General features: G+C 60.9%; 21 protein-coding genes. 6 read left to right on the top strand and 15 right to left on the bottom strand.

Annotation, left to right across the window (positions count from 1 at the left end; translation table 11 throughout):
* Positions 1–56: 56 nt before the first annotated feature.
* The 4 genes from B7X90_RS04685 to B7X90_RS04670 all read left to right on the top strand — a co-directional run bounded on the left by B7X90_RS04685 (position 57) and on the right by B7X90_RS04670 (position 3,672).
* On the top strand, positions 57–962 hold the full coding sequence (locus B7X90_RS04685) for an SH3 domain-containing protein (RefSeq protein ID WP_292622208.1): 906 nt from the start codon (positions 57–59) through the stop codon (positions 960–962).
* A gap of 102 nt (positions 963–1,064) precedes the next feature.
* A complete protein-coding gene (locus B7X90_RS04680; protein ID WP_292622207.1) occupies positions 1,065–1,751 on the top strand; it encodes a response regulator transcription factor in 687 nt (228 codons plus the stop codon).
* Positions 1,748–3,103, top strand: coding sequence for a HAMP domain-containing sensor histidine kinase (locus tag B7X90_RS04675; protein ID WP_292622204.1), 1,356 nt, complete (start codon positions 1,748–1,750; stop codon positions 3,101–3,103). The genes B7X90_RS04680 and B7X90_RS04675 overlap by 4 nt, the downstream gene beginning before the upstream one ends.
* On the top strand, positions 3,100–3,672 hold the full coding sequence (locus B7X90_RS04670) for a hypothetical protein (RefSeq protein ID WP_292622203.1): 573 nt from the start codon (positions 3,100–3,102) through the stop codon (positions 3,670–3,672). Before B7X90_RS04675 ends, B7X90_RS04670 begins: the two co-directional genes overlap by 4 nt.
* Here the strand turns inward: B7X90_RS04670 and arsH are convergent.
* From arsH to B7X90_RS04630, 8 genes are all read right to left on the bottom strand, one after another.
* Complete coding sequence (gene arsH, locus B7X90_RS04665; RefSeq protein WP_292622201.1) at positions 3,654–4,418, bottom strand: arsenical resistance protein ArsH; 765 nt, start codon at positions 4,416–4,418, stop codon at positions 3,654–3,656. The genes B7X90_RS04670 and arsH overlap by 19 nt on opposite strands.
* Positions 4,415–5,488 (bottom strand): ACR3 family arsenite efflux transporter, encoded by a 1,074-nt coding sequence (gene arsB / locus B7X90_RS04660; protein ID WP_292622200.1) that lies wholly within the window; start codon positions 5,486–5,488, stop codon positions 4,415–4,417. Before arsB ends, arsH begins: the two co-directional genes overlap by 4 nt.
* The gene (gene arsC, locus B7X90_RS04655) at positions 5,488–5,919 is read right to left on the bottom strand and encodes an arsenate reductase (glutaredoxin) (RefSeq protein ID WP_292622198.1); all 432 of its coding nucleotides are present in this window, start codon (positions 5,917–5,919) and stop codon (positions 5,488–5,490) included. The genes arsB and arsC overlap by 1 nt, the downstream gene beginning before the upstream one ends.
* Positions 5,920–5,956: 37 nt before the next feature.
* Positions 5,957–6,304: a metalloregulator ArsR/SmtB family transcription factor gene (locus tag B7X90_RS04650; RefSeq protein WP_292622197.1), complete on the bottom strand. Its 348-nt coding sequence runs from the start codon at positions 6,302–6,304 to the stop codon at positions 5,957–5,959.
* 255 nt (positions 6,305–6,559) lie between these two features.
* Entirely contained in the window at positions 6,560–8,179 is a 1,620-nt protein-coding gene (locus tag B7X90_RS04645; RefSeq protein ID WP_292622195.1) for a GMC family oxidoreductase N-terminal domain-containing protein, read from the bottom strand.
* A gap of 207 nt (positions 8,180–8,386) precedes the next feature.
* On the bottom strand, positions 8,387–9,544 hold the full coding sequence (locus B7X90_RS04640; RefSeq protein ID WP_292622192.1) for a benzoate/H(+) symporter BenE family transporter: 1,158 nt from the start codon (positions 9,542–9,544) through the stop codon (positions 8,387–8,389).
* An 85-nt stretch (positions 9,545–9,629) separates the two neighbouring features.
* The gene (locus tag B7X90_RS04635) at positions 9,630–10,433 is read right to left on the bottom strand and encodes an alpha/beta hydrolase (RefSeq protein WP_292622190.1); all 804 of its coding nucleotides are present in this window, start codon (positions 10,431–10,433) and stop codon (positions 9,630–9,632) included.
* Positions 10,434–10,474: 41 nt separating this feature from the next.
* A complete protein-coding gene (locus B7X90_RS04630; protein WP_292622242.1) occupies positions 10,475–10,906 on the bottom strand; it encodes an organic hydroperoxide resistance protein in 432 nt (143 codons plus the stop codon).
* A gap of 133 nt (positions 10,907–11,039) precedes the next feature.
* On the opposite strand from B7X90_RS04630, the gene B7X90_RS04625 reads away from it, so the two are divergent.
* Positions 11,040–11,525, top strand: coding sequence for a MarR family transcriptional regulator (locus B7X90_RS04625; protein ID WP_292622189.1), 486 nt, complete (start codon positions 11,040–11,042; stop codon positions 11,523–11,525).
* 112 nt (positions 11,526–11,637) lie between these two features.
* Here B7X90_RS04625 and B7X90_RS04620 read toward each other — a convergent pair whose 3' ends face one another.
* From B7X90_RS04620 to B7X90_RS04590, 7 genes are all read right to left on the bottom strand, one after another.
* Positions 11,638–12,069, bottom strand: a complete 432-nt coding sequence (locus B7X90_RS04620) for a Na+/H+ antiporter subunit G (protein WP_292622187.1) — start codon at positions 12,067–12,069, stop codon at positions 11,638–11,640.
* Positions 12,066–12,335: a K+/H+ antiporter subunit F gene (locus B7X90_RS04615; RefSeq protein WP_292622185.1), complete on the bottom strand. Its 270-nt coding sequence runs from the start codon at positions 12,333–12,335 to the stop codon at positions 12,066–12,068. The genes B7X90_RS04620 and B7X90_RS04615 overlap by 4 nt, the downstream gene beginning before the upstream one ends.
* Positions 12,332–12,781 (bottom strand): Na+/H+ antiporter subunit E, encoded by a 450-nt coding sequence (locus tag B7X90_RS04610; RefSeq protein WP_292622183.1) that lies wholly within the window; start codon positions 12,779–12,781, stop codon positions 12,332–12,334. Before B7X90_RS04610 ends, B7X90_RS04615 begins: the two co-directional genes overlap by 4 nt.
* Before the next feature lie 37 nt (positions 12,782–12,818).
* On the bottom strand, positions 12,819–14,336 hold the full coding sequence (locus tag B7X90_RS04605) for a monovalent cation/H+ antiporter subunit D (RefSeq protein ID WP_292622182.1): 1,518 nt from the start codon (positions 14,334–14,336) through the stop codon (positions 12,819–12,821).
* The gene (locus tag B7X90_RS04600) at positions 14,333–14,713 is read right to left on the bottom strand and encodes a Na+/H+ antiporter subunit C (RefSeq protein WP_292622179.1); all 381 of its coding nucleotides are present in this window, start codon (positions 14,711–14,713) and stop codon (positions 14,333–14,335) included. The genes B7X90_RS04605 and B7X90_RS04600 overlap by 4 nt, the downstream gene beginning before the upstream one ends.
* Positions 14,710–17,559, bottom strand: coding sequence for a monovalent cation/H+ antiporter subunit A (locus B7X90_RS04595; RefSeq protein WP_292622177.1), 2,850 nt, complete (start codon positions 17,557–17,559; stop codon positions 14,710–14,712). The genes B7X90_RS04600 and B7X90_RS04595 overlap by 4 nt, the downstream gene beginning before the upstream one ends.
* A gap of 320 nt (positions 17,560–17,879) precedes the next feature.
* Entirely contained in the window at positions 17,880–18,344 is a 465-nt protein-coding gene (locus tag B7X90_RS04590) for a MarR family transcriptional regulator (RefSeq protein ID WP_292622175.1), read from the bottom strand.
* Positions 18,345–18,454: 110 nt separating this feature from the next.
* Here B7X90_RS04590 and B7X90_RS04585 point away from each other — a divergent pair, with 110 nt between their 5' ends.
* Entirely contained in the window at positions 18,455–18,631 is a 177-nt protein-coding gene (locus B7X90_RS04585; protein WP_292622173.1) for a hypothetical protein, read from the top strand.
* Positions 18,632–18,691: the final 60 nt, after the last annotated feature.

Here is an 18,691-nt window from a genome sequence, read left to right as displayed (position 1 = left end):
ATTGTCACCCCGTAGCCGCCAACACGATGCGGCAGGTTTATCGAGGGGTGTCGGTCATGTTTCGCAAGACAAGGTTCATCGCATCAATCGCCCTTGCGGCAGGCTTGCTGGGCGGTTTTCCGATTGCAGCCCAAGCGGCTGACAAGGAACCACCGGTTTCGCTGAACAAGTGCGACAAGGCCATCGGGTCGGTTGCGCTGGTGGATGGCGATACGCAGGGGTGGACCAAATATGGCCTTAGCTCTCCGCGTGAATTGATTGCCGCGATGGCGCGCGAATCCGGGTGCTTTACCCTGCATGATCCGGCCAGCGGCAAGCCTGCCACCTTTCTGATGAACGTGATTGCAGGCGACAAGGAAGAGGTCGACAAGTCCATCGAGACCGCCAAGGGCGTGGCGATGGAAGGCCTTGTCCGATCAGGCGCGGCCAGCGGATTGATGCGCGGCCTGCCCGGCGGCGGGGCAATGCTGGGCATGTTCGGTGGCTTTGGCGGCAAGAAAAAGGTCGTGGCCGCAGGCATCCGCCTGATCAGCCCGGCCAGCGGGCAGACCGTGGCGCAGGGTTCGGGCGAGGTGAAAAAGACCTCGATCTCGTTCGGCAACGCTGGCGGCACGATCGGCGCTGTGGCCAATGGCGCGACCGGCGCGGCCTATGCCGGGAGCAAGGATGGGCAGATGCTGATCGAGGCCTTCGTCAAGGCGTTCAATGGCGTTTCGGCGCAAGGCCCGGCGCTGGCCTCGATGGTTCCGGCAGCCGCTCCTGCTGCGCCTGCCGCATCGGCTTCGGCCGTTACCGCCATCGACACCAAGATGTTCGCTGCGGCCGATACCAAGTCTGCAACGCTCCGCACCGTGCGCGCCGGAACCGCTCTCACCCCCACCGGCAAGCGCACGGGTCTTTTGATCGAGGTCAGTGACAGCTTCGGCACAAAAGGCTGGGTCTCGGTTGAGGACATGCGCTGATTTTCAAACGAAACTGAGCTGTTGCAAGACCACCGTCCGGCGTGAATAGATCACGTCGGACGGACTGGTCTGCGGAATGGATCACGCCGGGGTGCGAGGCTGATGGGCAATCTGAACATCCTCTATGTAGAGGACGATCCGCGTGCGGCAGGCGCGGTGCAGGCGCTGGTCTGCGCCGATGGGGACCGGCTGGCGTGGGAGCAAACGGGCACTGCCGGTTTGCAACGGGCCGGGGCCGAACCGTTCGACGTGATCATCCTTGACCGGATGCTGCCCGACCTTGATGGCTTGACCATCGTATCGCGGCTGCGCGCGGCGGGCGTGGGCACGCCGGTACTGATGCTGAGCGCACTGGGACGCAGCGAGAACCGGATCGAGGGTCTGGATGCCGGGGTGGATGATTATCTGGCCAAGCCATACGAGCCGCAGGAACTGGTAGCGCGGGTGCGGGCTTTGCACCGGCGCGCGGCGGGCGCGGTCCACGGCGCGGTGATCATCTACGGCGCGTTCGAATGCCATGTTAAGGCGCGCACCGGGTTCCGTGGAGGCAAACACATTCCCCTGTCCCCACGCGAATTTGCGCTGTTCCGCTATTTCATGGAGAATGCGGGCGAAACGGTGACGCGTGAAATGCTGTTGCGCGATGTGTGGAACATGAACTTCGATCCGCAGACCAACGTGGTGGATGTGAATATCGGGCGGCTGCGGCGCAAGCTGGAGGATGGCTTTGCCACGCCCGCGCTGGAAACCATCTGGGGCGCGGGATACCGGCTGACGAGAGGGGAATGACGGCAGCGCGACCCGTGCGGCGCGGCAAGCGCTCGATCTTCGGGCAGTTCACCGCCGCGGCCATCCTGATTGCGGTGATCGCGGTGGTCGTGCTGTTTGCGGTGACCACGATCACCGTGCAGCGCCAGACGCGCGCCTCGCTTTCCGCCACAGTTTCCACCGACATGGCCGGGCTGATCGACATCTATGCCACGGGCGGGCGTGAGGAACTGCTGCGCCGCGTGGCAGACCGGCAGGCGGTGGTCAGCCTTGAGACGCGCAGTTCGCACTATCTGCTGGCCGATGCGTCGGGCAGGCCGCTGGCGGGCGATCAGCCGCGCTGGCCCCAGATCAATGCCGCCCGGTCCGAACAGGGCTTCGTCACGCTGGCCGATGGCACGCCGGTCTATGCGCAAGGGGCCATGCTGGCGCCTGATCTGCAACTGCTGGTGGCGCGGGAATATCAGCGGGATCGTGCGGCGCTGTTCGTGCTGTCCGCTGCGTTCCTGGGTGTAGGGGCGGCGATTGTGGGGGCAGTGGCGCTGGTGGCGTGGATCACCGCGCGGCATCTGGCCCGGCGCATGAACGCGGTGAACGCCGCGCTGGGAGCCGCTGCCGATGGTCGTGCCGCCAGCTTTCCCGCACGCCAGCGCGGCGGGGACGAGATTGACGAGATGGCGGGCCACGGCACGCGGCTTCTGGCGCGGCAGGCGCAATTGCTGAAAGCCTACAAGCAGGTTTCCGAACACGTGGCGCACGAGATTCGCACCCCGCTGATGCATCTGGACAACCGGCTGGGCGCGGTGATGAAGGAGCGGCCCGAACCGCCGGGCGGCCCGCTGGCCCATGCGCGCGAGGATATTCGCGGGATTGCCACGATGCTCGATTCGCTGCTCGACATTGCCTCTGCCGAAAGCCGCAGGGGCGATCTGGCGGGGCTGGCAGAGCTGGACCTGAGCGAGTTGCTGACAGGGCTGGCCGAGCTGTACGAGGCGAGCGCGGAGGAGAGCGGGCTTATTTTCGAAACCGCCATCGCGCCGGGTATCAGGATACTGGGCGAGCGAATGCAGATCACGCGGCTCGTTTCAAACCTGCTCGACAATGCGATCAAGTATGTGCCCGAAGGCGGGCATGTGCGGCTGACGCTTTCCCCCGGCCCGCGCATGACGGTGGAAGATGACGGCCCCGGCATCCCGCGCGACCAGCATGAGCGCATCTTCCAGCGCTTTGCCCGCGCCACCCTGCCCGCCGACAAACCCGGCCACGGCCTTGGCCTTGCGCTGTCCCGCGCCATTGCGCATCGCCACGGCCTGCTGCTGCGGCTGGGCGATGGACCAACCGGCGCACAATTCATTCTGGAGCCTGCACCATGACGATGAAGCCGATCGCGCTGTTCACGCTTGCCGCGATGCTGGGCGGCTGCATGGCGGGCACGTCGGCATCGGCGGAGCGGTCGCTTCCCCCAGCAACCGAGCGCGCCGAGGCAGTAGCACAATTGCTGGCACAAGCCGATGCAGCGCAGGGCCAGCCAAAGCGCCTTGGCACGCTGATCGCCACGCTGGATGCGATGGGTGCAAAGCCGGTTGAAGGCTCCACCGATCCGGTAGCGCAATGGCGCACGCAGGCCGAAATGCCCGATACGCCGCCCTATCGTGGCCGTGTGCTTGGCCCCGCATACAAGGCCGGGAAACTCAACCCCGGCGCCACGGTGCGCCTGCCGCAGCTGTTCGATGGCGGTCGTGCGGCAAGGGTGGCTGTGGCCACGCCGGACAAGGCCCCACTGGATTTCACGGTGCTTGATCGCGAGGCCAAGCCGGTCTGCCCCCCCGCCAAGGCCCGCAGCCGCGAATGCAGCTGGACTCCGCTGTTCAGTGGCCGGTTCGAGATCGTGCTGAGCAATTCATCGAGCAACGCGGCGGGATACTACCTCGTCATTGATTGAGCGATGCCTGCTGCTTCCACCGGCGTATCGACAGGCTCGTTGCGGTCCTTACGCTCGGAATAGCGATCGACCAGCTGATCGGCGTGGGGCCGCAGCAGCACGGTGAAGCGCACCAGTTCCTCCATCACATCGACGATACGGTCATAGTAGCTTGACGGTTTCATCCGCCCGGCTTCGTCGAACTCGTCGTAGGCTTTCGCTACGGACGACTGGTTGGGGATCGTGAACATCCGCATCCATCGCCCAAGGATGCGCAAGGTGTTGACGCTGTTGAACGATTGCGACCCGGCACAGACCTGCATGACCGCAAGCGCGCGCCCTTGTGTGGGACGAAGGCCCTTGTACGCAAGCGGCAGGTGATCGATCTGCGCCTTCATGATCCCGGTGATCTGGCCGTGGCGTTCGGGGCTGCACCAGACTTGAGCCTCTGACCAGAGCGAATGTTCGCGCAGTTCATGCACGGCGGGATGATTGTCACCACTGATCTGATCGGGCAAAGGCAGATCGAACGGATCGAAAATGCGCGTTTCGCACCCGAAGAACTGCAGAAGGCGGGCGGATTCCTCCACCGCAAGGCGCGAGAACGACCGTTCCCGCAAGGAGCCATAAAGCAGCAGGACACGCGGCGGCGGATCGAGCGCACCCAACCCGATGGCGGGTTTGCGATGCGCGTATTCGGTCTTCAGCGCGGGCAGATGGCTGGCATCGGTCAGCGTGCGCAGGCGCGTGAAATCGGCGGAATTCATGCGCGGGTGTCCGCCGGAACCGTATCGGGAAACCAGCGCCGCCCGAACCAGAAGGCAACGTTGACCAAGAGGATCAGCACCGGCACTTCTACCAGTGGGCCAATCACGGCGGCGAAGGCCACCGGCGAGGCAAGGCCGAAGGCTGCAATGGCCACCGCAATCGCCAGTTCAAAATTGTTGCCAGCAGCGGTGAAGGCCACGGCGGTGGTGCGCGGATAATCGCTGGCAATCAGCTTGCCCATGAAGAAGCTGATGCTGAACTGGACCACGAAGTAGATCGTCAGCGGGATGGCGATGCGGATGGCGTCCCCCGGCAGCGTGACGATTTCGTTGCCCTTCAGGCTGAACATCGCAACGATAGTGAATAGCAATGCAACAAGCGTGATCGGGCCGATTTTCGGCAGGAAGGTCCGCTCGTACCACTCATCACCCTTGGCTTTTGCCAGCCATTTGCGGGTGAGAAACCCCGCAAGGAACGGGATACCGAGATAGATCAGCACGGCCTCGGCAATCGTCCAGAAGCTGACATCAATGACGCTACCTTCCAGGCCGAACAACGGCGGCAGGAACGAGAGGAAAAACCACGCATAGAGGCTGAAAAACAGGATCTGGAAGATCGAATTGAATGCCACAAGTGCAGCAACATACTGGTTGTCACCCTTGGCCAGCTGGTTCCAGACGATGACCATGGCGATGCAGCGGGCAAGGCCGATCAGGATCAGCCCGGTCATGTATTCGGGCCTGTCACTCAGGAAGATGACGGCCAGCGCAAACATCAGTACCGGACCGATGATCCAGTTCTGGATCAGCGAGATCGCCAGCACGCGCTTGTCTTCAAACACGCGCGGCAGTTCATCATAGCGGACCCGCGCAAGCGGCGGGTACATCATCAGGATCAGCCCGATGGCGATGGGAATGTTGGTGCTGCCCCATGACAGGCTGTCGATGGCCGCAGGCAGCCAATCGAAAGCCGAAGCCAGCCCGACGCCAAGCGCCATCGCGAGGAATATCCACAAAGTGAGATAGCGGTCGAGGAACGACAGACGTTCGCGCTTTGCGGGGGCGTTCATCACGAGCCTGTCACGCGGTTTCCGGCGGCATCCACCACCTGCTCGCCGTCTTCCTTGGCGAAGGCTCCGCGCTGTGCTGCCGGGATCAGATCGAGCACTTCTTCCGAAGGACGGCACAGCTTTACGCCGAGTGGCGAGACCACCAGCGGGCGGTTGATCAGGATGGGGTGCGCCATCATCGCATCGATCAGTTCAGCATCGGTCAGATCGGGATTGTCCAGACCGAGATCGGCAAAGGGCGTGCCCTTTTCCCGCAGCAGCGCACGCGGCGTCATGGCAGCGCGTTCGATCAGGCTTTCCAGCAAGGCGCGCGATGGCGGCGTTTTCAGATATTCCACCACGTGCGGTTCGATCCCGGCGTTGCGGATTATCGCCAGCGCATTGCGCGACGTTCCGCATTCGGGGTTATGGTAGATCACGATATCGGTCATGCTTGGCGCTCCGTAGCGAGGGGTCATGCAGCGGGGTTCACGCAGGGGTGCAGGTTATGGTGCCGAGCAGATCGGCACACATTTCGGGCGCGCCCTGGCAGCAATCCTGCATCAGGAACGCCAGCAAACGGCGCATTCCGGCAAAATCGGTGCGATAGTGGATCAGGCGGCTTTCCCTTTCGGACTGGACCAGCCCGGCGCGCTCCAGCGTGGCCAGATGGTGCGACAGGGTGGAAGGCGGCACGACGAGATGTTCGGCGATAGCGCCAGCGATCATGCCTTCAGGCCCGGCCTTCACCAGCAGGCGGAATGCGGCCAACCGCGTCTCATGCGCCAACGCGCCAAGAGCATCGACGGCCCAGTCCTGCGGTTCAAGCTCGCTCATTACACCACCTTTCGCGAAATATCGAAATAACACTCTGGGTGGATGGGTCAATCGATACTTCGAAGAAAATCGAATTATACCAAAAGCCGCTTAGGCGGTGGCGCATGGAACATGATCGGGTGACTCGCCGAATCGGTTGAGGGCCTTTCCACGGGTTCCGACACGCCGTTCACGCATCGTGGCAACCAGCCATCTGGTCGGCAATTTTCCCGTTGGCCGGACCACGTCGGCCAACGGGAACTGGAGTGATTGACGTCAAAGGCCGTGCTTGGCGCTGATGCGCATCGCAGCCTGTTCACCGATGATGGCGCACGGTGCCTGCGTATTACCGGTGGTCACCCGCGGCATGATCGATCCGTCTGCAACCCTGAGGCCCTCGATACCGTAGACCGCCAGCGATGCATCGACGACCGACATATCGTCCTGCCCCATCTTCGCCGTGCCGCACTGGTGCCAATAGGTGACTGCAGAATCTCGGATGAAGGCATCGAGCCCCTCGGCATCACGGTCTTTCGGCATGACCTCGCGCTTGACGAAGGGCTTGAACGCATCGCCGTTGCCCAAGTCGCGGCAGAGCTTGACGCAGGCGCGCGCGGCCTCAAGGTCTTCGGGGTTGGACAGCATGTTTGCGTCGATGGCGAGCGCCTTTGCCGGATCCGTATCGCGCAGAAACAGGCGCCCGCGGCTCTTGGGCTGCGCAAGCCCCGCGAACATCGTCCATCCGTTCTCGGGCACCCCGATCGCGGCGGTTCGCTCGCTCGGCACGGGGAATTCGACCTGGCAGAACAGCAGATCGGGCGAAACAAGATCGGGGCGGCTCTTCCAGTAGAGCTTCGCTTCGCTACCGCTGTTGCGCGGTGCCAGAGGTTCGCCGAGTTCCCACATGCACCCGAAGGACACGTGATCCTGCAAGTTGCGTCCGACGCCGGGCAGATGCTGCACCACGGGTATGGAATGCTGTTCAAGCTCGGCGCGGTCGCCGATGCCTGACAGCATCAGAAGCTTGGGCGTGTTGATGGCACCCGCTGACAAGACGACCTCGTGGCGCGCGCCAACCGAGAAGATGCGTCCGTCTCTTTCGACCTCCAGGCCGATCGCGCGGCGCCCATCAAAATGGACGCGGCGGGCGAGCGCGCGGGTCATGACCGTCAGATTGGAACGGTCTGTCAAAGGATGAACATAGGCCCGGTACAACGAATGGCGCCGACCGTCGCGGACCAGCATATCGGTCATGGCGGCACCGCCTTGGCTCTCCATCATTGCGCCGTTGGGATTTGCGAACGTCGGAATGCCCAGATCGCGCGCCGCACCAAGCAGGGCTTTCGCCAGCGGGCTTGGGTCGTGCGCTGGCTGTACCCAAACCGGCCCACCCGTGCCCCGGTAGTGCGGGTCGGGCGCGCCCTGCCAGTTTTCAATCTGGCGGTAGATGTCGAGCACCGATGCATAGCCCCAACGATCATCGCCTGCTTCGGACGCAAAGTGATCCCAATCAGCCTTATGGCCCCGCGCCCAGACCATGACATTGATACTTGAGCCGCCGCCGAGCCCCTTGCCCATGGCCATCGACAGTTCGCGGCCATTCAGATGGGGGTTTGGTTCGGCCTGGAAGCCCCAGTCTCGCTCAGTTCCAAGGTTTGTCGGCCACAGGCCGGGGTTCAGCACCGCTTCTGCTTCATCGCTGCCCCCGGCCTCGATCAGCAGGACATCGACCGCAGGATTTTCAGCAAGGCGGCGGGCAATGACCGAGCCGGAAGAGCCCGCACCGCAGACGATGAAGTCATAGGTGCGCTTGATATCGCCATTGAGCCGCACCTGATTTTCGGCGGCGCGCAGCGCAAATCCCGGATCTTGATGGGGGAGGGCATCAGTTGTCATCGTCGTGTCCTTCTATCTGGAATGATTGCGGCTTGCAGACTGTCGGGGGCGGTTGCGCACATCAGCCGCAGGCATGGAGCAACCGGTGAATGCAATTTGAGATGCAGAACATCTAAGTATCATATCTATCAATTTAATCATAATCATCAAATCTAGATTTTGGTCACAAGGGTGCAATATTCGGCGGTGGAAAGTGGCAGGGCAGGCTCAGGTGAGGCGGTTCAGGATGCGTCGGAGTGCGAGCGTACCGAATCCGGCCAATGGCCCCCAGAAGGCGGAACCCAGGCCGAACAGGGCCAGACCCGAGCCCGTCGCCAGAAATGTCAGCATCGCGGAATCGCGGTGGTCGCGCGAACCCAGCGCACTATCCAACGCCGCCGTGAGCGAGGGAACGAGGGCAAGGCCCGTCAATGTGGCAATGACCGGCGGCGGCAGCGCGAGGAACAATCGCACCAGCAAAGGCGAGAACAGCGCCAGCAGCAGATAGACCCCTGCATAGACGATGCCCACAACCCACCGCCGTTCACGTTCCAGTTGCGTATCATCACCCGTGCAGATTGCGGCCGTGATGGCGGCGAGATTGATCGCATGGCCTCCAAAGGGTGCCACTGCGACACTGGCAATTCCGGTGCCCATAAGCAGGGGGCTGGCCTTGGGCTCAAAGCCAGCCGCGCGCAGCACGATCAGGCCGGGCAGATTTTGCGATACGAGAGTGACGAGAAACAGCGGAAGGGCAATGCTCAGGATCGCTTTGGCATCGAACGCAGGGGCAACCAGCGCAAACGTGCCAAAAGTCGCACCGGTTGGCGTCGTAGCCAGATCGCCGCGCATCAGCGTCGCGGCAAAGCCGGCCGCCAGGACCAGCAGCAGCGTATGCGTAGGAAAGCGGCTGCGGCCTACCACGAAAATCGTAAGCAGAAGCAGAACGATCACTGGATCGATTCGTGCGGCACGGAACAGTTCGAGGCAAAAGGGCAGCAGCACGCCAGCGAGCATCGCTGACGCAATGGCTGGCGGGATGCGCTCGATCAGGCGCCCGAGCGCCGGGATGCAGCCGAGCACGATCATCATCAATCCCGACGACAGGAAGATGCCCGTGACAACAGGCCAGGAAAGGCCGGGTGCGGTGGCTGCAAGCAAAGCCGCGCCGGGGGTTGACCAAGCCAGCACCACCGGCACGCGAAGGAAAAAGGACAAAGCGGCGCCGGTCACCGCAATCCCCAGGCATAAGGCCGTCACAGCGGAGCCAGTTTGCTCGACGGTCGCACCGAGCATCTGCATCGCCTGCACCACGAGCGCCACGGTGCCGCCAAATCCGACGAGGGCCGCGATCAAGGCCGATGACCAGGCAGTGAGAGGCGGCATGACGGGCTCCTTGGTTGCGATGCTGCGGTGAACGGACGAAGGTGGCACCCTGCCCCGGCAAGGGAAAGGACAGGATGCCGTTGGATTATCGCGAAGTGCCCGACGAAATGCTCTGCGCAGCCTGATCGATTGTATCGGCGACCACTTTGGGCTGGGTCATGAAGACCGCATGGCTGGCAGGCACCTCGGTGACCCTTGCACCGATCCGCGCCGCCATCGCGCGCAGCATACGAAGGTCAAACGCCTTGTCCTCGGTTGCGATCACTGCCCAGCTTGGCTTGCTGCGCCATGCGGCGTGCTCAAGCTTCGTTTCGAAGGCCGACATGGCGATCGGCACCTGGGCGTCGCGCATGAAGGCGGCGTCGCGGTCGGTAGCGTCTGCAGCAAACCCGGCCTTGAACTTATCGGCTTGAATGAAGCCGAAGCCATCGCCTTGGATGTCGAGCACGAATTCAGGCGGGGTGGTGAAGCCTTGATACTGCTGCGCAGTCGTTTCGCCAGCGTCGGGCGAAAGCGCTGACACGTAAACGAGGCCTGCGACCTGAGGGTCGTCACCCGATTCTGTGATAACAGTTCCGCCCCAACTGTGGCCGACAAGGATGACAGGCCCATCCTGCCGGGCAATTGCGCGTTTGGTGGCCGCGACATCATCGGCAAGCGAGGTAAGCGGGTTCTGGACGATCGTCACGCGATAGCCGCGGCTGGTCAACTCGTCGTAAACGCCGCGCCATCCCGCCCCGTCGGCAAAGGCGCCATGGACCAAAACAACATTGCGCACCGATTGTTCGGCGACCGAGTGGCCGACATGGCTGGCGGTTTGCGCGATGGCAGGGACGGCGAGTGACGCCGCCGCAACCGCAGTGACGAGCGTGCGAAAAGTGGCGAACATGGCGGTGTTCCTTTCGTTGTAATCGGAGCGGTTGCGCCGGTTCAGGCGGCGAGCACGGGACGGATGTCGAGATTGCCGCGGGTGGCGTGCGAATAGGGGCAAACGATGTGCGCCTGATCGACAAGCTGCTGACCGACCACCGGATCGATCCCCGGAAGCGAGACGGAAAGAGCCACAGCAAGACCAAATCCCTGACCGTCATCGCGCGGACCGATGCCGACCGACGCGGTGACGCTGGCGGATTCGGGAAGCTTCACTTTGCGCTGCCCAGCTACGAACTTCAGCGCACCCAGAAAACATGCCGAATACCCTGCGGCGAACAGCTGTTCAGGATTGGTTCCTTCGCCGCCTGCGCCGCCGAGTGCCTTTGGCGTGGCCAGATTGACTGCGAAAGAGCCGTCAGTGGTGGCGGCATGGCCCGTCCGGCCACCGGTTGCGCTTGCTTCGGTTCGATAAAGAATGTTCATGGTTATTTCCTTTATTGCCATAATGGTTATTGCGATATGCTTTGAGTAGCTGGGTGTTGACAGTGTGTCCAGCAAATAATTATCGCGATATGTGTTTTTCCGATATGGTTGCTATATTGCGCCCGGAAGGAGTGCCCTGATGACTGATGCCAACCCCCCAGTCCCGCTTGATGACCAGCTTTGCTACGCGATCTACTCTGCGGGGATGGCCATCCAGCGGGCATACAAGCCACTGCTTGACAGCCTTGGTCTGACCTACCCACAGTATCTGGTCCTCAACGTACTATGGCGCGAAGACGCCCAGACAGTGGGCCGCATTGCCGAGCAACTGGCGCTGGAATCGAGCACATTGACTCCACTGCTCAAGCGCCTTGAGGCGGCGGGCATGGTCCAGCGCGCCCGCAATCCGTCCAACGAACGACAGGTCGTCGTGCGGTTGACCGATATCGGGAAGGCCATCCGCTCGCAGGCAGGTTGCCTCGGTGACACATTATTGACTGCGTCGGGCCAATCACCTGCAGCTTTGGGTGATCTCAACGCGGACATCCGGGCGCTGCGCGATGCCGTCTACCACCATATCGGTGGCTGGGAGATCGCTACCGAACTTCGCCCCGAGGCCGAATGATCGAGCGGCGCGCATCCCTCACACGGTCGGGATCGCGCCTCCGCCGATAACATATGCCGTTCCGGTATTGTCGCTGTCCTACCGGGTTCGCCCTTTATCGACGAAGCCTGGTTTATGCTTCCGATGTCGCGGCGGCGGACTCTGGGGCCGGGGCCTCATACGTGGCCCAACTGCTTTGGTCAGATGGGAGAGGTGGAATTCCAGCAGGCCCGATGCTGTCCAGCACGCCGCCCTCCGGCTTCACGCGCAACTGATGCAAATGCACTTTTGCGATCATGTTTGCAGATATTGGCGCGGTTACAAACAGGAACAGGGAGATCAGCAGTTCGTGCAGAGCCCATTCTCCTTCCGCCAGATGGAAGAACAGGATCGATCCAACCAGCATTCCACCTAGACCCAGCGTCGTGGCCTTGGTTGGCCCGTGCAACCGCTCCATCAGGCTTGGCAGTCTGACCATGCCCCAGCTGCCGATCAGCGCAAAGGTCGCACCGATCACGATCATGACGCTGATCGCAATGTCAGGCAAAATGGCAAACGCGGTCATTCAACAATGTCCCCGCGCAGCAGGAACTTGCAATAGGCAACGGTGCCGATGAATCCGACCATCGCCAGAAGCAGCGCGGCTTCGTAATAGGTGGCGCTTGCAGTAGAGATGCCAATCAGGACAATCACGGCGATGGCATTGATCACCATCGTATCCATCGCCACGATGCGATCGCCAAAAGATGGCCCCTTCAACAGGCGCCAAAGATTGAGGCAGAGCGCAAGCGCCAGACAAAAGAATCCGTACAAGACTGCATATTGGATCATTTGAAAACCCCTTTCAGTCGGGTTTCATAGCGCGATTTTATGCGGGCAATCTCTGCGGCCGGATCAGGTGCATGGAGCGCGTGGACCAGCAGATAGTTTCCACAAGACGATACATCGGCTGAAACCGTGCCCGGTGTGAGGCTGATCGTACCGGCAAAAACTGTGATCGCCTCAGGCGTTTCAAGCTCCATCGGAATCACCAGCCACGCCGGCTTAAGGTCGCGATTGCGGCGGAACAGGATGATCGCTGCAACCTCGAAGTTGGCAATGACGATGTCCCACAGAACAACGAAAATGTAGGCGATCCCCGTACGATAGTTGACGCCTGGCCTGCCCGGCCAAAACGGGCCGGTGAAAATCGGCAGCAAAATGCCAATGACAATTCCGACGACCAAGCCACCTACGGTAATGGCATTGGCCATCAGTAGCCAGACGACGATCAGCAAGACAGACAAGCCGGGGTGCGGAATCAGGCGGCGCATATCAATGCTCCCCCAGCACGGCGCGCGCCGCTGCGGCACGATCCATCACTTGCACAGCGGCAGAGCGGCCATATTCCGTAGCTGGGCCTGCGCCCGCCGACAGGGCGGCCAGCAGCGCGATCGTGATGATCGGTGCAGCCAGATCCGACTTTGAGAAGCGCGGAGAAAGGTCGCTGCTTTCGATTCTGGCTTCATTCCAGAAAATCGCGCTGCCGGTACGAGCAAAGCCGATGACGGCGATCAAGGTGGTGGCCAAAATTGTACCCCACGCCCAGTGCCATCCCGGCGCATCAGCCACGGATTGCAGGATCAGCAGTTTGCCAATGAAGCCCGAAAGAGGCGGCAGGCCCGTGGCCGCAATGGCAGCGGCCATGAACAGCAGCGCTATCCCCTGGCGATGCTGGAACAGAGGTCCCGGTGTAGCGCCATCGGAAAAACTCAACCGGCGCCGGGCGACGACATCGGCCACCAAAAACAAGGCTGCACCAGCAAAGGTGGAGTGAACCAGATAGTAGATCGCCGCGCCCAGCGTATCCTCCTGCCAACCAGCCACCGCGATCATCAGCGTTCCGGTCGATCCGATCACCGCATAAGCGGCCTGCTCGGACAGTTCACGGGCGACAAATACGCCTGAAAACCCGACAATCGCCGTCAGCATGGCAGCGGGCAAAAGGTAGGGTGCAGGAACCCAAGCCGCTGCGCCAGCATCATCGCCAAAGATTTGCGGAACGACGCGTATGAGCGAGTAGACACCCACCTTGGTCATGATCGCAAACAGCGCCGCAACGGCGGGAGTTGAAACGGCATACGTCCGCGGCAACCACATATGCAGCGGCACAATCGCAGCCTTCAGTGCAAAGACGCTGACGACGAGCAATGCTGCAACGCGCAACAAACCTTGATCGTCGGGGCCAATGGCCGCCACGCGCAGCCCCATATCTGCCATGTTGAGCGTGCCGGTAAGCGCATAGAGCAAACCGAGCGCGATGAGGAACAGCGAAGAACCCACGATATTGACGATCACGTACTGCACACCGGCCTTCAGCCGTGCAGGCCCCTGTCCGTGCAGCATGAGACCGTAAGATGCGATCAGCAGCACCTCGAAGAATACGAAAAGGTTGAACAGATCGCCTGTTAGAAATGCACCGTTCAACCCCATGATTTGAAACTGGAACAGCGAGTGAAAATGCCAGCCTTTGCGATCGGTGCGCGTTACCACTGCATGAAGCAATGCGATGAGCGACAGGCTTGCCACCAACGTCAGCATGATCGCCGAAAGTCGGTCAACGACCAGAACAATGCCGAACGGCGCAGGCCATTCGCCCACTTCGTAAGTGCGGATCGTGCCATCACTGGCGGCGTTCAGCAGCAGCAATGCTACGACCAGCATTAGTGAGCAGGAGGCAAAACCAATCCCGACCCCCAAGCGCCGCCGCCGCCGCATTGATAGCAATGCCAACGGTGCTGCAAGCGCTGGAATGACGACCGGCGCGATGGCAAGATGCGCGGCAAAACTCATTCGCTCGGCTCAGACGTTACGGATGGTTTCGCGTGGCGATCGCAAGCAGCGTCATCCCCATCGACTTGATCGCTGCCACTTTCAAGAAAGCTCCGCAGAGCCAGAACTACGGCGAAAGCGGTCATGCCAAACGTGATGACGATGGCCGTCAGTACCAGAGCCTGGGGCAGCGGGTCGGCATAGCTGCTTGCGGCTTTTGACAGGATCGGTGCGCGATCAATCGTCAATCTGCCAGACGCGAACAGGAACAAGTTCACGGCGTAGGAAAACAGCGTGAGGCCAAGCACAACCTGGAATGTTCGGCCGCGCAATGAAAGGTAGATACCCCCCGCGACCAAAACGCCGATGGCGGTGGCAAAAAGAAGCTCAAGGGTCATGATTCATCCCCTTGTTGTATATTGGTCCGGGCGACATGCGACCGTGCAGCACGCTGCGCAATTTGGCTAAGCTGCGCCAAAGCTTGCATCACAGCGCCAAATACCACCAAAAGCACTCCGACATCGAACAGCATGGCAGTCGCCAGTTCAACCTCGCCGATGAACGGCACATCAAAATAGCCGAACGAACTCGTCAGGAAATTGGCACCGAACAGCAGCGAGCCAAGCCCCGTTGCCACTGCAACAAGCACGCCCGATGCGATCAGCATATGCTCGCCCACCTTGCGCCGCGCATCGGTCCAATCAAAACCCGACGCCAGATATTGCAGCAGAAAGGCGATCGCAATTACCAGCGCCGCGATGAAACCTCCGCCGGGTTGGTTGTGGCCGCGCAGGAAAATGAAAATCCCCACCGCCAGCACCAACGGCAGCAATATGCGCGTTGCCATCACGAACATCAAAGGGTGGCGCTCGGGCGAATGCGGCATGTCTTCTTGCCACGCCCGCAGCCGTGCTCCGGCAGCGCCCCGCTCGGTCGTATCGAGCATTGCATAAATCGCAAGGCCTGCAATTCCCAGCACGATGATCTCACCCAGCGTGTCAAAGGCGCGGAAATCAACCAGTGTCACGTTGACGATATTGGTGCCACCCCCGCCGGTATAGCTGTTGGCGATATGATAGCTGGAAATGGGATTGTTGGGATTGCGCGTCAGCATCGCCCACGCTGCACCGCCGACTCCCAAGCCGCCCAAAATCGCCAGCACGCCATCGCGAATACGCCTTGTATTGCTCGACAATTGCACAGGCGTTTTGGGCAAAAGGTTGAGCGCGAGCAACAGCAGCAGGATCGTCACCACCTCGACCGAAATCTGGGTCAACGCAAGATCGGGTGCGGACAGGTGAACGAAGGCCAGAGCAATGACCAGACCGATCACGCTGACGAAAATGAGCACGAGGAAGCGCTGGCGCTGCGCCAGGACCACAGCCAGCGTCGCTGCGATCAGCAGACCCCACGCCACAACTGCAATTGTCGAAGCCGGAAGGCCCGCGCGTGGACCGGTCAGCCTTCCGCCGCCCATTGCTGCGCCATCAATAATCAACACCACGATTGCCGCAAAGGTCGCCAGCAACATGCGTTGCAGCGAAGGCGTGTGCACAGCCACGATCAGCTTGCGAATGCGCCTGTCGGTAAGGGCCATCGCGCGATCGAACAGCGTTTTGGCATCGACATGGCGTAGGCCGTCATAAGCACGCTGCAGACCTGCATGCCGCCACACCAATGCTGTACCGATTGCCACAGCTGCCACACTCATGCCCAGCGCCGGGTTGATGCCGTGCCACAATGCGAACCCGAGTGGCGGTGATGCCTCACCTGTCACTGCCTCAACAACAGCAGAAACCAATGGCCCCGCAAGTGTCATCGGGATCAGGCCGAGCAACACTGCGACTGCCACCAGAAAGGCAGGCGAGGCCCACATGCCCAAGCCGGGATCATGCGCTTTATCATGAGCCTGCAAATCGCGCGGTTTGCCAAAGAACAGGTGGGCCACGAGCCGAAACGAATACGCTACCGACAAGGTCGCAGCGACTGTTGCCACAACCGGCACCAGCCAAGGTATCGTGAACAAGCTGACATGCAGCGTCTCATCCAGCATCATCTCTTTTGAGATGAAGCCACCCAGCGGCGGCAATCCGGCCATGGATGCCCCTGCAATCGTTGCAACAAGGGCCGTGATCGGCATGACTTTGGCAAGTCCACCCAGCTTGCGGATATCGCGCGTGCCTGCCTCGTGATCGACAATCCCTGCCGACATGAACAGCGCTGCCTTGAACGCCGCATGGTTTATGATGTGCAGCACAGCCCCGACGACCGCCATTTTGGCTGAAAAGCCCAACAGCATAACCAGCAGGCCCAATTGGCTGATCGTCGAATAGGCCAGAATGCTTTTCAGATCATGCCGGAACAGCGCCACCCAAGCCCCGAACAGCATGGTAATCAGGCCAACGCTTGTGACGGTCATCGTATAAAGCCCGGTCCCGGCGAGGACTGGCCACAGCCGCGCCAGCAGAAATATGCCCGCCTTCACCATCGTGGCCGAATGCAGATAGGCACTGACCGGGGTTGGCGCAGCCATCGCGTGCGGCAACCAGAAATGGAACGGAAACTGCGCCGATTTGGTAAAGCATCCTATCAGGATCAGGATCAGGATGACTGGATAAAGTGGCGAGGCCTGAACAACATCGCCGCGCTGCAAAATGGTCATTAAGTCGAACGATCCAGCGACCGAGCCGAGCAGCACCATCCCGGCAATCAACACCAGACCACCGCCGCCGGTAACCGCCAGCGCCATGCGCGCGCCTTGGCGCGCTTCGGCTTTGTGTTTCCAGAATCCGATCAGCAGGAAGGAGGAAAGGCTGGTCAGTTCCCAAAACACCAGCAGCAGCAGAACATTGCCCGCCACGACAATTCCCAGCATTGCGCCCTGGAACAACATCAGGCTGGCAAAAAACCGCCCTGTGGCCTCGGTTGGGCTCAGATAAAAGTGCCCGAAGATCACCACCAGCAGCCCGATGCCAAGGATCATCACGGCAAACATCAGCCCGAGCGGATCGATCATCAGCGAAAAATCAAGGCCGAGAGTGGGCACCCACGGCGCTGATACCGTCGGCACCTCGCCACCCAGCACACGGCCAGCCATTGCAAACACGATTGCCAGCCCCAACGCACTTCCCGCAGCCGCGATTCCGCTATGCAGGGCACGCCCCTTACCGCTGCCAATCGCGATGAGCAGCGCGGCGATGAATGGCAAAAAAACAAGCAGGTAGAGCGTCAATGGAAGTGCCATTACGTGGCCGCTATGCTCCTTCTGGCAGATGGCACGAAAACCTCGTTCCATCTTTTTCTATCAGCACCCTAGCCTTCGGATGTTCCGAAAACCATGAAAATCAGCCATTAAGTGTGGAATCACCGGACAACAAGGCGCTTCAAATCCGGCAGATCGAATGCCTTGGAAGCAACTTCAGAATCAGGCCGGCAGATGGCTATGCAGGCTCATCATGATGCAGAGACGCAGGTTCACTACACCGAAATCCAGCCGAAAACAGAGCACTTCAGTGTGATACTGCACCGCAGTCCGAGCCATCGCGCAGCTACACAGGTAGCTGGTCACTTTGTCCGGCCAGCATTGCTTCGAAGGACCGTGCCCAACTTGACCATTTCGTCGTTGAGCTTTCCCAGCGTAACGTGATCCATCCCGGTCGCCTGAAGAACGTCGGCGGGCACACAACCGAGCGCCTCGTCTGCAATGCCTCGACCAGCCTCGGTCAGGCTCAGACGGACTACCCGTTCATCCTGCTTGTCACGGGTTCGCGAAACCAAACCAGCCGCCTCCAGCCGTTTGACCAGTGGGGTTAGCGTGTTCGATTCGAGAAACAGCTTTTCGCCCAGTTCGCTGACGGTCTGGCCGTCCTTGCCGCGCAGTGCCGCTAGGGCGATGTACTGCGGATAGGTGATGCCAAAGCGATCCAGCAGCGGCTTATAGACGCGGTTGAACGCCAGGCCCGCTGCATAGACGGAAAAACACAGAAACTGGTCCAACGGATTGGTTTGGGAAAGGGGTGTGTCGGTCATGCCCCAATATAAATCGCACACGATTAAATCGCAAGGGTTGACAGTTCGAATCATTCAGCTATTTATATCGCACACGATCTAATCGTGATCGACTTGAAAGGAACCATGTCATGATCAAATCTGCCTTTATCGCCGCTGTAACCTCCAGCGCAGTGCTGGCGCTGTCTCCTGCCCCCTCGCTCGCCAACACGCTGGAGCCTGCAGCCGCGGCTTTCGCCGAAGCGGCCGCTGCAGGTCAGCCGATCTATCAGGGGTCACTACACGAAAGTGAGTTTTACGTACGCTAGGCGCGAACGGATGGCGAACGGCAAAAAGTGGTGATTCCTGCCCCCGGATTATATCACGCA

Source organism: Novosphingobium sp. 17-62-19, from assembly GCF_002256775.1.
Classification (GTDB): Bacteria; Pseudomonadota; Alphaproteobacteria; order Sphingomonadales; family Sphingomonadaceae; genus Novosphingobium.
Note: the sequence above shows the minus strand (reverse complement) of the source record. Positions and strands in the feature narration are given on the sequence as shown.

Coding starts and splice junctions, on each gene's coding strand:
- B7X90_RS04685 (WP_292622208.1), top strand. CDS start 57: ATGTTTCGCAAGACAAGGTTCATCGCATCAATCGCCCTTGCGGCAGGC.
- B7X90_RS04680 (WP_292622207.1), top strand. CDS start 1,065: ATGGGCAATCTGAACATCCTCTATGTAGAGGACGATCCGCGTGCGGCA.
- B7X90_RS04675 (WP_292622204.1), top strand. CDS start 1,748: ATGACGGCAGCGCGACCCGTGCGGCGCGGCAAGCGCTCGATCTTCGGG.
- B7X90_RS04670 (WP_292622203.1), top strand. CDS start 3,100: ATGACGATGAAGCCGATCGCGCTGTTCACGCTTGCCGCGATGCTGGGC.
- arsH (WP_292622201.1), bottom strand. CDS start 4,418: ATGAATTCCGCCGATTTCACGCGCCTGCGCACGCTGACCGATGCCAGC.
- arsB (WP_292622200.1), bottom strand. CDS start 5,488: ATGAACGCCCCCGCAAAGCGCGAACGTCTGTCGTTCCTCGACCGCTAT.
- arsC (WP_292622198.1), bottom strand. CDS start 5,919: ATGACCGATATCGTGATCTACCATAACCCCGAATGCGGAACGTCGCGC.
- B7X90_RS04650 (WP_292622197.1), bottom strand. CDS start 6,304: ATGAGCGAGCTTGAACCGCAGGACTGGGCCGTCGATGCTCTTGGCGCG.
- B7X90_RS04645 (WP_292622195.1), bottom strand. CDS start 8,179: ATGACAACTGATGCCCTCCCCCATCAAGATCCGGGATTTGCGCTGCGC.
- B7X90_RS04640 (WP_292622192.1), bottom strand. CDS start 9,544: ATGCCGCCTCTCACTGCCTGGTCATCGGCCTTGATCGCGGCCCTCGTC.
- B7X90_RS04635 (WP_292622190.1), bottom strand. CDS start 10,433: ATGTTCGCCACTTTTCGCACGCTCGTCACTGCGGTTGCGGCGGCGTCA.
- B7X90_RS04625 (WP_292622189.1), top strand. CDS start 11,040: ATGACTGATGCCAACCCCCCAGTCCCGCTTGATGACCAGCTTTGCTAC.
- B7X90_RS04620 (WP_292622187.1), bottom strand. CDS start 12,069: ATGACCGCGTTTGCCATTTTGCCTGACATTGCGATCAGCGTCATGATC.
- B7X90_RS04615 (WP_292622185.1), bottom strand. CDS start 12,335: ATGATCCAATATGCAGTCTTGTACGGATTCTTTTGTCTGGCGCTTGCG.
- B7X90_RS04605 (WP_292622182.1), bottom strand. CDS start 14,336: ATGAGTTTTGCCGCGCATCTTGCCATCGCGCCGGTCGTCATTCCAGCG.
- B7X90_RS04600 (WP_292622179.1), bottom strand. CDS start 14,713: ATGACCCTTGAGCTTCTTTTTGCCACCGCCATCGGCGTTTTGGTCGCG.
- B7X90_RS04595 (WP_292622177.1), bottom strand. CDS start 17,559: ATGGCACTTCCATTGACGCTCTACCTGCTTGTTTTTTTGCCATTCATC.
- B7X90_RS04590 (WP_292622175.1), bottom strand. CDS start 18,344: ATGACCGACACACCCCTTTCCCAAACCAATCCGTTGGACCAGTTTCTG.
- B7X90_RS04585 (WP_292622173.1), top strand. CDS start 18,455: ATGATCAAATCTGCCTTTATCGCCGCTGTAACCTCCAGCGCAGTGCTG.